At 41.4% G+C, this 13,935-nt stretch carries 9 protein-coding genes; 1 reads left to right on the top strand and 8 read right to left on the bottom strand.

Features of this window, described 5'->3' with window-relative positions:
• Positions 1 to 71: 71 nt before the first annotated feature.
• A complete protein-coding gene (locus tag DWW52_RS10035) occupies positions 72 to 1,334 on the top strand; it encodes an Nramp family divalent metal transporter (protein WP_118715382.1) in 1,263 nt (420 codons plus the stop codon).
• A 43-nt stretch (positions 1,335 to 1,377) separates the two neighbouring features.
• On the opposite strand, the gene DWW52_RS10030 is transcribed toward DWW52_RS10035, so the two are convergent.
• From DWW52_RS10030 to DWW52_RS09995, 8 genes are all read right to left on the bottom strand, one after another.
• The gene (locus DWW52_RS10030; protein ID WP_118715381.1) at positions 1,378 to 2,949 is read right to left on the bottom strand and encodes a PKD-like family lipoprotein; all 1,572 of its coding nucleotides are present in this window, start codon (positions 2,947 to 2,949) and stop codon (positions 1,378 to 1,380) included.
• A gap of 36 nt (positions 2,950 to 2,985) precedes the next feature.
• Complete coding sequence (locus tag DWW52_RS10025) at positions 2,986 to 3,717, bottom strand: DUF4843 domain-containing protein (protein ID WP_118715380.1); 732 nt, start codon at positions 3,715 to 3,717, stop codon at positions 2,986 to 2,988.
• Between the two features lie 5 nt (positions 3,718 to 3,722).
• Positions 3,723 to 5,141 carry a RagB/SusD family nutrient uptake outer membrane protein gene (locus tag DWW52_RS10020; protein WP_118715379.1) on the bottom strand — a complete coding sequence of 473 codons (1,419 nt, stop codon included), beginning with the start codon at positions 5,139 to 5,141 and terminating at the stop codon, positions 3,723 to 3,725.
• A 12-nt stretch (positions 5,142 to 5,153) separates the two neighbouring features.
• A complete protein-coding gene (locus DWW52_RS10015) occupies positions 5,154 to 8,363 on the bottom strand; it encodes a SusC/RagA family TonB-linked outer membrane protein (RefSeq protein WP_233556824.1) in 3,210 nt (1,069 codons plus the stop codon).
• A 224-nt stretch (positions 8,364 to 8,587) separates the two neighbouring features.
• Positions 8,588 to 9,736: a FecR family protein gene (locus tag DWW52_RS10010; RefSeq protein ID WP_158582554.1), complete on the bottom strand. Its 1,149-nt coding sequence runs from the start codon at positions 9,734 to 9,736 to the stop codon at positions 8,588 to 8,590.
• Between the two features lie 169 nt (positions 9,737 to 9,905).
• The gene (locus DWW52_RS10005) at positions 9,906 to 11,033 is read right to left on the bottom strand and encodes a TlpA disulfide reductase family protein (protein WP_118715376.1); all 1,128 of its coding nucleotides are present in this window, start codon (positions 11,031 to 11,033) and stop codon (positions 9,906 to 9,908) included.
• A gap of 21 nt (positions 11,034 to 11,054) precedes the next feature.
• Complete coding sequence (locus tag DWW52_RS10000) at positions 11,055 to 12,437, bottom strand: TlpA disulfide reductase family protein (protein ID WP_118715375.1); 1,383 nt, start codon at positions 12,435 to 12,437, stop codon at positions 11,055 to 11,057.
• Between the two features lie 108 nt (positions 12,438 to 12,545).
• Positions 12,546 to 13,928, bottom strand: coding sequence for a RagB/SusD family nutrient uptake outer membrane protein (locus tag DWW52_RS09995; protein WP_118715374.1), 1,383 nt, complete (start codon positions 13,926 to 13,928; stop codon positions 12,546 to 12,548).
• Positions 13,929 to 13,935 lie beyond the last annotated feature (7 nt).

The raw sequence follows: 13,935 nt of genomic DNA, 5'->3' as shown, positions 1-13,935 counted from the left end.
AGAACAATTATTCATCGTTATTCGTACTTTTGAAGTTTCAAAATTAATAATAAAATAACAACTTAACAGGCATGTTAAAGTATTTTCGAGGATTATTAAACACGGCAAAACATAATCCCAAACTGGGAGGACTGGAAATATTCAAGTACATCGGACCGGGATTACTCGTCACCGTCGGCTTCATTGATCCGGGCAACTGGGCTTCCAATCTCGCTGCCGGGGCTGAATTCGGGTACTCGCTCTTGTGGATGGTGACCCTCTCGACGATCATGCTGATCGTGTTGCAGCATAACGTGGCGCACCTGGGTATCGCTACCGGATTATGCTTGTCGGAAGCCGCCAGCGAGTATTTGAAGCCCCGTTACGCGAAAGGAATCCTGTATTCAGCCATGCTAGCATCTGTCTCGACGTCCCTGGCCGAGATTCTTGGAGGTGCTATTGCCCTGCAAATGTTGTTTAATATCCCGATCCGGGCAGGCTCGCTACTCGTGATGATTTTCGTGGCTATCATGCTGTTTTCCAACACCTACCGGGTTATAGAGAAATGGATTATCGCGTTCGTCTCGATTATCGGTTTGTCATTTATCTACGAACTCTCTCTCGTAGATATAGACTGGAACACGGCTCTCCCGGCATGGGTCACACCCGCTTTTCCCAAAGGCTCCATGGTTGTTATCATGAGCGTGCTGGGCGCCGTCGTGATGCCCCACAACTTGTTTCTCCATTCGGAAGTTATCCAAAGCCGCCAATGGAATATTCAGGACGATAAAGTCATAAAAAAACAATTACGCTACGAGTACGCCGACACGATCCTATCCATGGTTATCGGTTGGGCTATCAATAGCGCCATGATCCTTCTGGCTGCCGCCACGTTCTTTAAAAGCGGTACTCCCGTCACGGAACTCGAACAGGCAAATTCCCTGTTAACGCCCTTATTGGGTAGTAACGCAGCGGTAATCTTTGCCGTGGCCCTCCTGTTTGCCGGCATATCTTCCACGATCACCTCGGGGATGGCCGCCGGGTCTATCTTTGCCGGGATATATAAAGAACCCTACGATATCAAGGACAGCCACTCCCGCATCGGCGTGCTGACCTCACTCATCATCGCTTTTGCCTTGATTATGGTGATATCTAACCCGTTCCAAGGATTGATCTACTCGCAAATGGCCCTCAGTGTCCAGCTACCCATCACGATCTTCTCGCAAGTATACCTAACCTCCTCCTCCAAAGTCATGGGCAAATACAAAAACTCGGCCTATACCAAATGGCTCCTGTACGTGATCGGGGGAATCGTTACCTTGTTGAACGTGATGTTGCTGCTCAGCTTTTTGTAAAAGAAAAGCCAATCCACAAAGGGACCGGCTTTTCATTATCTTGTTAATCCAGTTTTTCGACCGTGTAAAGAACTTCATCACAGAACCCAGTCTTGGCATACATTTTCTCCGCTGAAAGTCCCCCGACATTATTCAAACGATAAACAGCGATCCCTCCCGGTTTGGCAGACAGGCCGTGATCTTTGATGGCAACCGTAAGTTGTACATACGTATCTTCCACGCCCTGAGGATCTTTTATCTCAGTACAATCCATCCCCGTTATCGTGCAATTCTCCGCATCCCCATCAATCAATACTCCATCTGAAAGTGTCCCGACGTTAAACGCATATATTTTATTATTGCTCAAATAAAAAAACACATTCTTCTCACCTAACACGTAATCTTTCCAGGGAGAAGAGTTTGCGTACAATACTTTCGTACCTGCTATAAAGTTCGATGCTTCATACAAATGAGGGTAGTCGCTTCTGGAAAGTACTTGTTTGAATTCTGACACGAATATCGTTTTCCAAGATGAATTGAATCCGGTCTTACTCTTTATAAGAATATAATCACCCGTTTTCGTATCCTTCATCAATTCCCACATAAAATCTGTCCGTGTACTTTGATTCCCCATAATAACCAACTCAACCCCATCTCCCATATTATTAGGATCGTACTTGGAAAAATCATAATCCGCACCTGCTATAAAACTAAAATATCCCGCCTCACTTTTATTTACCATAAAACGATTATGCAGATTATCGTAAAACATGAGTCCTACCGACTCGCCAATAGAAGATGCCGCGTTATAATCTTTCGGGTCTGTCAGGAATACAAGTTCCGGATTCCAGTCCGCTTTCGCATTATCACCGTTCAGCCTATTATACACTTTACCATTAGCAATCAAGTAGTCACCGGAGGTGTGTCCGATATAACCGGTAATAACCAAATCCCCTTCCATCTCTTCTCCCATGATAAATTTCTCTCTCATGTAATTTTTCCTTGTAAAAATCACCGGATCAAGATAAACACCACCGGTTTCATCATCACAAGTCACGATTACGGACTTATGTCCGAGCGGATTATAAACGTAAGAATCAGTTAATATGATACGTTTGGATTTTTGTCCCAAACGGGTCCCGTCATTCGCGTAGGAATAGATGTTTTCATAAAGAGTTGTCCCATCCTTTTTTAACATCGCCAGATCGTTCTCCCCGTCAACTCGACACAACATTAGTGTTCCCCCAGAATACTTACCCACTGTTACAAAAGAAGATTTGTTCATGGCAAAAACTCCTGTCTGTAAATCAATCACTTTAAATACTAAAGTGGTCGTAACTCCCGGCAAGACATCACCTATAATAACGTCCAGATCTTTTTCCCGTGACAAAGTATCCGCCACGGCCTGTTCCTTATTGTATTTATACCACACGTAAGAAAGTTCAGATTTATCACCAAACTTCGTGGTTACAGTCGGTTTTATTTCCAACTTCGAACCGATTTCTATCTCCTTGTATTCTTCAATACCTTCAATCGTGATGGCATCAATATCAACACCTCCAAATTTCGAGTTATCATCAACACATGAAAATTGAAGCAATAAAACCAAGATCAATATATATTTTAAATTCTCCATAATGATTTCTATATTTAAGATCAACAAATCAAAATCTTAGGGAACCATCCACCCCTGCATGATATTCCCGTTCTCGTCTTTAATCTCGTTCTGCGTAATTATTTTATACAATTTTCTGGCATAAGGAGTATAATATTCCATCTCGTAAGCAATCCCATATACACCACCATAAGAACCATAATTACCATCCCAGAAATCATGTCCCGTCATTTCAATAATCATTTCATGTTTCTTTCTCGAGTACTCACCGAACAATTTTTTGAACGCCGTCATGTCACCATAATATCCCGTTCCTTCAGGCATCTTTACCATATCGGCAATGATCAAACGTATCTCGGCTCTATCCACGTAAGCAACCCCTAAATCAGAAGTTCCCACGAGACGCAGGGTAAGCGACACGGCTTCCTCCGTGATTCCCTTATCTCCCTTTATTAGATTAACGGGCATCTTGTATACAAATTCTCCCGCCGGAAATTCGTAATACTCCGGAAGTTTTTCGTAATGCACTCCTTCTACCGCATCGGTTTTTTCTTTCACGACCTCGACCTTAAATTTTGCCGGAGCAAGCAAGGTATCCCCCAATAGTTTAACATCTACCGTTGTTGTTAACACGCCATCTGCTGTCAATAACGACACGAACACGCTATCCCGGCCATCTTTCACGACAGGGTAATATATATCATGCATGCCCGAATCATAAACTAGTCTATCATTCTTGCTGCAAGAACAAAGCACGGCTAAAATAAAAAGTATGAATATTTTTTTCATCGCTATTAATTTTTTATGTTACCAAAGTCAATTTCCGATGTCGGTATCGGTAAATTATAAACAGTTTTCAAGTCCTCAATCCCCACATTATCTTCTGCCCCGATAGCATCAAATAGTTTACGTTTATAATAAAAAAACAATTGTCCTTCTCCCAAAAACTCTCTCCTGTATTCCTGATAAATATAATCCTCTATATTTTGTGTCTCTTCAACGCTTACTAATCCTCTATGATTTCTCAATTTATTCAGATAACCATACGCCTCTTTCCCATTCGCACATTCCGCAGCAATCAAATAAAGCTCTGACAATTTGAACATTGGTATGTAGTTCATCCCGTTATACTTTGCCAAAACATACTCGTTGCCACTGGATGTTAATGTTAACCAGGAAGATCTGAAATCATTCTCCAAGCCCCCCGCATTAAAAATGTTTTGTTTACCCTTCACCGACATCAGTAACACATCCGAAAGCGAAGTTTCCGCAAAACTACTCTCGCTCAAATCTTTCAATTTCTGAACATCCAAAGTAAATATCAACTCGGATTGGAACATCGGATTTGTTGCAGTTGCCGCACTGGTAGCCAACATGTAAGAAGTCGGATTTTCCCCGTCTACCTCTCCGATAATTTCCTTCGCTATAGTCAAAGCTGCCTCTTTCTCATTTCCATAAAGATAAACCCGAGCCAGAAGAGCCGTAACGGCATAATAATTCATCCGTTCTCTTCTTTTATACATTGGTGATGATGAATCGGTGTTGTTAAAAGTTTCCCGATCCTTCATCAAGTCCCTGGCCGCAAGTAAATCTTTTTCTATTTTTACCAACACTTCCTTTACCGTCAACTGTGGCTGAGCGACATTCGTGTAAACCTCCACGTAAGGAATGGCAAGAGAATTCAAACCATTCTGATTATCCATTATCGGCGACGACGCGAAAAGTCGAAGAACATTAAAATGAAGCAAGGCTCGAAGGGCTAGAAATTCTCCTTTATAAATATGATGAATATCCTCGGACGTGAATACATCCCGCTTGGCATCAATAAATAGTAAAGCTTGATTTATATTGGCTATCGCGGAAAAATGACTTGACCAAATAGACAATATCCTTGATTCTTCCCCTTTTTCCGTGTAATTATATCCGGCAGCATTTTTCAAACTATGATCGTATCCCGTCGATGTATTACTACGGGGACTTGCATAATATTGAGCCAAAGCATCCATATAGGCATAGGATAAATTCTTACCGTAAAGAGTGCTGGTTGACATCAGAGCATAAACTCCAATCAACGCATCCCGAAACCCCGCTTCCGTCGAAAACAGATCTTCAGCTTTCATATCCGTTTTAGGAGAAACATTCAACCAATCATTACACGAAGTAAGTGCCAGGATCAGTGAAAGAATGATAGATTTATTCATTAATTTTTTCATACAACAATCAAATTAAAAAGTTACTTGAGCAGATAACGAGAACGTTCTGGCATAAGGATAAGAGGTTCCTCTCTCCATCTTTACCGTAGATGATTTAAATATATCATTACCGATAGCCGATACTTTTAAACGCTGAATACCCATTTTACGAAGCTGATCACCACTAAAATCATAACTAAGGGACAACGATTGAAGCTGTATATAATTCTCTTTTTCAACAAAACGTGAAGTCGGGTTCGTCACGGAAACATCACTGACTTTCTTGAATTTAGCCACGTCCCCGGGAGCATTCCAGCGATCATACAAGATTCGCTTATCCCCGTTTTCGTTCGGGTTCACGTTCTCGATCTTGTCTACCAAAGTCGAATTGTATAAATAACCACCATATTTGTAATACATGTACGCATTCAACTCCCATTTTTTATAGACGAACATCGTTCCGATTGTTCCGTACACTTTAGGATCGGTCGAGCCAAAAGGCTTGTAGTTTGCCGAGCTCCATTCATTTACCTTATTCCCGTTCATATCGAGAAAAATCTCTTCTCCCGTGGCCGGGTCAATACCAAGAGACTCGTTCACCCAGATCGTATTTTGGGACAATCCCTCTTTATACCTTATCATCGGTTTATTTTTCACATCCGCATCCTGCGATTCGTTAAAAGCCGTCAACGCCTTGTTGATCTTCATCACTTTATTTTTGTTATGAGCCAAATTGAAGATCAAATCCCAGATTATATCTTTATCCGTATCGCGAATAACGGTTCCTTTTAACGTCAACTCTACGCCACTATTCTTCACCTGTCCCAAATTCTCTTTATAAGAAGAAAAACCTAATGACGGGGCAACGGTGACATCAATAAGTACATCCTTAGAAAGATCGCTATACACGTTAAACGAACCTTTCAACCGTCTTTCAAGTAATTCAAAATCCAAACCCACATTCCGTTTCTCAACCTTCTGCCATTTCAAACTCTTATTCCCATACGCTTTTAACAAAACCCCCATATAACCGTTATAAGAAATTCCGCTTATCCGACTATCATTATAAGAATACATCGTCATCGCCTGATACGGGTTAAAATTCTGTCCCCCGGTCGTACCGATCGATCCTCTCACTTTTAACAAGTTTATATACGTGATATCCTGCATAAATTTCTCATTGTGCAAGTTATAACCGACACCCAAAGACCAGAATGTGCTCCACCGGTTATTGGCCCCGTATAAAGACGACCCGTCACTTCTTAAAGAAAAATCGAGCAAAAACCGATTATCATACGTGTAACCGAGGTTAGCAACAAAACCAATTAAACGGGAAACATCATAACTTCCGCCAGGTCTTCCCCCTTCCGGGAAACTTGTTCCCATAGAAATATGATCCATATTCTCATTCGGGAAACCAACCGCAGACAGGCTTGTCGCATCCGTATTACTTTCACGTAAATTATAAATCAATCCGGCATTCAACAAATGTTTCTTCCAATTCTTGAAATAAGTCAAAACGACATTGATATCATAACTAAAACTATTTGATAAGGATTGCGAATACATTCCTTTCTGCTCCTTACCTATAAAGCTAGTATTCTCGTTCGACACGTAAGCATCCGACTTGTTATTATCAACGCTCAATGATAAATTCGCTTTTAACTTCAGTCCTTGAACGATATCGTATTCAACCGAGAAATTATTCATAAAATAATTCCCTACTGACTGATTTTTAGATGGTAACGTGGCATTATACAACTCGTTGTACATCGGTTTTGTCTTTACTCCCCCGTCATAATACTGGTAAGAGTAAAGAATTTTCTTTATATTCCCCTCCTCGTCATAAGGGTTATAATAGGGATTATAATACGTATACGAACTGAAACTACCGTAAGGGGAATTTATCGATTTCAAGTGACTAAAAGACATATAGTTCATGAACTTCAATTTCTTCAGATTATATTGAAGACGAACACCCCCGCCATAGTTATCACGTTTAGAACCTTTCATTACACCCACGGTATTCGAATAGGAAAGATCCAAAGCATAACGAAATGTTTCATTTCCACCTTCCGCCACAACAGAATGCTTGTGTCCAATCCCTAAATCCCTGACCGGAATAGCCAACCAATCCACATCATTTCCCTCCTTGACCAATTTCAATATTTGATTATAAGAAGCCAGATTATCATCTGCATATTCAGGACTCTTCCCTTCCGTTTCATACAATCCCGAACGCACTTCATACTCTAATTTTTCTTTGGCATTCATCAAATTATAATCAGAAAGGTCCGCAATTTCAAAATTGGCACTACCATTATATGAAAGTTGCAATTTCCCGGCTTTCGGTAATTCGGTCTCGATAACAACGACCCCGTTTGCGGCACGAGAACCATAAATTGCCGTGGCTGCCGCATCTTTTAATATCGTTATAAAACGAACACGAGTCGGGTCCAAATCAAACACTTTCTGGGCAGAAACCTCAAAACCATCCATAATAAATGTCGGCATATTAGGATTTCCTTCAAAAGTCGATTTCAAACTACTGGAACCACGAATCTCGAAATCTGGGATCGTGTTCGGGTCACTTCCCATCTCGTTATTTACAACTTTCACGAAAGAAGGATCCAACATGGACAACGTGTTTAGAATATTACCTGTTGACACTTTCCGCAGTTCACTTCCGGAAAAAGTAGTGGAAACTCCCGTGTAGCTCTCCTTCTTTCTGGTAAAATAACCATTTACAACCACCTCGTCGATCTTTTCAACCTCCTCTTTCAATACCACGTTAATAGAGTCCTGCCCAGTATATTTAACTTCCGACGGAAGCATTCCCACGAATGAATACACGATAACCATGTCTTTTTTCTCAAAGAAAGAAAGTGAATAATTACCGTTAATATCCGTCGCAACGCCCAGATTTTCACCTTTAAGTACCACAGTTACCCCCGGTAAAGGAGTTCCTCTTTCATCTTTCACACTCCCCTTCACTGTTCTTTGTCGTTGTTCGTCATTCTTCTCGTCTTTTGCCCGAATTAAAACCACGTTATTAAAAAACTCATACTCCAGATTCACCTTCCCCAGCACTAAATCTAAAACCTGTTTTAAGGGCTTGTTTTCCACCTTTATCGAGACATTTTCCGCTTTTTGAACAACATCCGAATTGTACATAAAACGAAGAGCCAATTGCTGTTTTACAGCTTCAATAAACTGCTCTACCGATACGTTCGACAAATTCAATGTGACTAAATTTTGTTGAGAATAAACATGCGCCGATACATTTAAACTGAACAAAAAGATTAATACAATACAACATTTCATAGTTACTAAACTCTTCCCATACCTTTTTAACAGGTCTGGAAACCTAACTAATCGTTTTTTTTTCATAACTTTGTAATATAATATTTATCAATAAATATTTGGGGAACAGACTTCGAACCTGAGAATTTTGTCGTCTGTTTCCTTTATTTAAACAACATAATCGTATTTCCTTTTATTTCATACCTTATTTCATTTAATCGTTCCAGTAGTTGTAAAAACGTATTAATACTACCATACCGCTCAAGATCACCCGTAAACTCCAATTGTCTCAAGGAATCATCTTGGAAAATAATTTCGACAGCATACCACCGTTCAAACATATTCATAATTTCTTCCAATGTTTTATTCTTAAAAACAAATAGTCCACTTTTCCAACCAACATATTCTTCCACGTTCACCATCCTTTTCTCCACCAACCCCGATACAGCAACCGAGACCTGTTCTCCGGGTGACAATGTTTCATTCATCCCATTTTTTGAAGTAAATTTAACTTTACCGGAAACCAACGTAGTTGTCCCAATCTCTCCTTTATAAACGCTTACACCGAAGGATGTTCCTAGTACCGTAACATCACCAATATCCGTGGACACGATAAAAGGATGTGTATCTTTTTTCACTTCAAAATAAGCTTCTCCCGACAAAACGACTTTTCGTTCCATCCCGTTAAAAACGACCGGATATTTCAATCGAGACTCAGCATTCAACCAGACCTTAGTACCATCATCCAGTTGCACTTGACACTCTCCTCCCCGGGGAACTTCTAACTCATTGTATAACTCTTTATCAAAAGACATGTCTGATGAATAAGAAAGTTGTCCCTCTTCATATTTAACCACACTCCCGCCATCCTCTATAATCTTCAAAGCTTGTTTCCCAATCGTAACCATTTTACCATTGGCCAATTTTAATACAGCAGACTTACTCCCGGGAAGAATAATTCGTTCTTGAACGGCCACTGTCTTACATTGATTATTTGTAGGTTTTATTCCCGAATGTGTAAACATCAAAACTAGAACGATAATAACTGCCACAGAAGTTCCCCACGCAGTCCAACGCCAAAATACCACACGATGATGATACTTTCTTAATTTTTCAAAAGCCACCTTATACTCGTACCCGTCAAATTCCCTGAATTTCTCCTCTATAAACACCTCGTCAGACAACTGCTCGTACGCCTTTCGCAAAAAATCATCCTGTAATACGTTTTCTAGCTTCTTTTTCTCTTCCTCCGAAAAAGAAGGTGAAAAAGACCGCTTAAATAACTCTATTATATCATATAAACGTTGTTTCATGTATTCCATCACTTTTAAGTCTATTATGCTTTTATATGCACAATTCAATGATATAATACATGAGTGGATAAAAAGTATGACAAAAAAAAGAAAAAATTCACTAGGGGTTATCTCGAAATGAGGTAACCTCTAATGAATTTTTATGGAATAATCTTACGATCTACTATATCTACTTGACGAACTTCTCCGGTACTTTTATTAAATCCTCCCCTCTCAATTCCTTCGCCAGAATCTTCCCGTCCGGGCCGATCAGGATAATATGAGGAATTCCTTGGATACAATAACGATCCATCACGTCATCCCCCCTATTCAGTATCAAATGATCCCAATAACTACCATCCTCGTGAATCGCGTCCATCCATCTCTTTTTCTCCCGGTCGGAAGACACCCCAAGTATTCTAAACTTCTTATCCTTAAAATGTTCCAACGCCCGTTTCAACGCCGGGGTCTCCTCCCGACACCAGTGACAATACGAGTCCCAGAAATCAACAATCACGTAATAACCCCTGAAATCACTTAAACACAGCGGGTTACCCAACGTATCCCGTCCCACGATTTCCGGGGCCTCGTGCCCGATTGCGCATTTTTCATACTGTCCCAATCGCTCCATGATCCGCGGTATGTAAGGTGAAGACTTCGCGCCGAAACCATTCACGTACTTTTTCTCCGAGGTTATGTCTTCCACTGTTTGAAAATCCCTGTGCTGGAATACCCTGAAATAATAAAGATACATCCCGAAAGGATTCTCCCTGTTTTTCTGGATATACTCGTTCACAAGCGCACGCTCCTTCTTGTACCCCTCGTCATAATAAGGTTCGGACTCGTTCTTGATTCTCATCATTTCGGCTCGATCTTCTCTCTCTCGGGCCTTGCAGAAAAGAGCGTTTAAAGAATCTTTAACCCGCCCGAAAGTTTCAGCATATACCCGTTGGTTGAATTCCCGGTACACCTGATCCAACGGGGAACCCGTCACGGTCCAAACGATATTCTCTTCCGTCACGGTCTCCGGTTTCAACACGATCTCTTGCCCGTCCAGAAAGAAATAGCCGCCATGATAAGGCGAATCCCCTACAAAATAAAGAGCCGGAGCTTTATCCCCCAACGTGAATACGAAATGCCCGTCTTCCACCCCGGCAGAATCAATCTGCTGGTGTACTCCTCTATATTCATTCTCCACGTCATATAAATACATCACGTTCACTTTAACCTGCCCGACTTCACCCGTTATCACCCGTTGTTGCCCGCAAGTCACAAAACACGAAGCGCATACCATTAAAACAATAAAAAGTATTCTCATCTTATTTTCCTCTAAATGGTTCTAGTTCAATAACGAATCCAACAACGGAACTATCGCCTCTTCTTCCGACGGCCGGGGTGCATAAGCGTCCACGATCTTAAAGTCTTTATCAATCACGATAAAGCGAGGAATATACATTATGCACCAATCATCTTTCAATGCTAAATCCTGTGAATTATATTGCGTTAGCTCTTTATGATGATTTTTCAGGTAAGATTTCCAATCTGATTTCCGGGTATCTCTGGATATGGGAACAAACACAATATCCTTTCCCTCGTACTTCTTGCTTAAAGCTTCAAAAGCCGGAGACTCTTGTATACACGGTCCGCACCAAGTAGCCCACAAATCCACGTAAATCACCTTTCCCCGAAAATCACTCAACCGTTTCATGTTCCCGTCCACGTCTTCCATCACGATATCAAAAGCGGGTTGTCCTTGCACGAGTTTCCCGGCCTGATCGACCTTATGTTTCACTTCCGAGGCAATATCTTTATTTTTAGATTCCGCAACAAACTTCCGGGCAGCCTCCACGTTCTCCAGATTTACTTTCTCCCGTAAAGCTCCCACCTTACCATAAGCCTCGTAAAGTTCATGCGTCCGATCCGGCAACTCGATGCCTTCAAACCAACCATATTTATCCTCGCCTGCATACGAAAGCACATCCCGCACGACAGCCACGTCCAACAAGGCCGTATCTGTCAATTCCCTGTACATCCGGTTCATATCGGTTGCGATCCCCGCATAGAACGTTTCCCGCATTTCCTGCAATTTCTTCCCCACGACCTCCTGCTCTTCGGGAGTCATCCGTTGATAAGCAGCCCAATCAAATTGATACTCTTTCCCGTAGCTAGCGTAACAAATACAACTATTCACGACATCAGCCAGAATCCGGGCCCCTTCCAAACGCTTGAACTCCGGGGATACATTCTTTAGTGCTTGCAATTCAGCCCTACGAGCCGATGCCAGACTATCAATCAATACCTTTGTCGAAGCAAAATCAGTTCGGGTATTTCTCCCGCCTTCCAGAAAAGAACCGCCTTTCGGGAATAACCGCTTTTTCATGTAAGTATTCGCCTCTGCCCCTATTCCTTTGAATTCCGCCTCGTTATTATTTTCGGTAATAACCATTTCCAAATCATCACCCGGAGTCAGGTAAAGCGTGTTGCGACTAATCGAGAAATATTCAGGCTCGCTCAACTCGATAATCGTGTCAAATCTTCCCTCCGAATCCGTGTTTAACAAGACATCCCGGCTATCTCCCACCATTGAAACCGCCCCATTATAACGCATCACTTCCTGAGGTCCCATTCCTTTTAACTGTCCTTTCAAATGCACGGTTGTCTTTTTCTCTGAACACGAGAAACATACAACCGCCATAACCAACAAACATACAATACTTTTCATCTTTATCTTGTTTTATTTATAAATCCAGTTCATAAGATTCACAAAATTAAACTCCCGCTATGGCCTTGACAAACTTTATGAACCTTATGAACTTTTATAAACTCTTATCTATCTCTCGTTAGGCTCCATATTTGGATTGAAACTCAACACCTTCGGGGGTATCGGGAATATATACCTCGGACTGTTCGCTTCCAGCGTGTAAGTCTGCCCGTTTGCCACGTGAGTAATCGTCTTGGCATAGCGAGACTCCCGATTCAGACGCTTCAAATCAATCACACGGGTACATCCCAACATACACATTTCTTTCCGTCTTTCCGTCAACACCTTATCCAACGCCTCTTGATTTGTGGCCGCACTTTGCGACTGGTATCCGACAATCCGGTACTCTAACAATTGATCCAAATAAAGCATCGCCTGATCCTTACTTCCCACCCGGGCTTCACATTCCGCCGCAATCAAGATAACTTCCGGCACGGACATCGCCATATTGGCATAGATATAAGGCAGCCACAAGTAATGGTCATAATTCACTCCCCAAGCATAATTAGAGAAAAAAAGTTTAAACCGCATGTCATTATCACGATCGAACAAAGCCACTAACTCATCGGAACCGAATGCTGAACCAGAAAAACCGAAGGTCCAAGGAGCCAAACGGATATAGATATGCTCCGGGTTATCCGCACCATAAGGAACATCCGTACGACCGATGCTTTTTTCCGGGTCAACCACAGAATAATTCTTCAAGTCGAGTAACGAACTATTTTCCTTTAAAGACAATTTTGCATATTTCAACGCTTCTTTATATTCACCCATATACAAGTACATCCGTGCCAACATCCCCAACCCCACAGGCTTGGATGCCCGGTAAGCTGTTTTTTGTTTATCCGGCAAATAAAGAGCCGCCGTGTCCAAATCTGTCAATATCTGATCATACACTTGTTGAACCGTTGCCCTCTCCAAATTGGATTTATTGATATCCTTATCCAACATCAAAGGTACTCCCAGATCTGTCGCAGCCGTGTTTTTGTCGTAATGATTTGCGTATGCATTTACCAAAGTCAAGTATTCGAACGCTCTCCCTAACAAAGCCTCTGCACGTAGCGAACGTTTTTTATCCAACGTGGCATCTTCCACGTTCATCACATCTTCAATAATCGTGTTGTAATAATAAATCCGATTATAAGAATATTCCCATAAACCATCCGTTTCGGCATCCCCGAATATCTCCGCTTGGAACGTGTATAAATTCCGATTAGGTACTTCCAAGTCGTTAAAATTCACATCCCCATCATCTGGCAGGTAAACATCATCTGTCATAAAATTCGGGTACGAATCGGAAGCCTTTAATAATTGAGCATAATTGATCAATTTCTCGTAGTCCTCATAATTTTTCGGAATAACGATACCTTTGGGTTGGACATCCAAAAAACTATCACACGAGATAAAACACCCCGCAAAACACAATAATAATAAATATATCTTGTTTCTCATAATAATT

The organism is Odoribacter sp. AF15-53 (assembly GCF_003479425.1).
In the GTDB taxonomy this organism is placed as follows: Bacteria; Bacteroidota; Bacteroidia; order Bacteroidales; family Marinifilaceae; genus Butyricimonas.
This window is presented reverse-complemented; position numbering and strand designations above follow the sequence as displayed.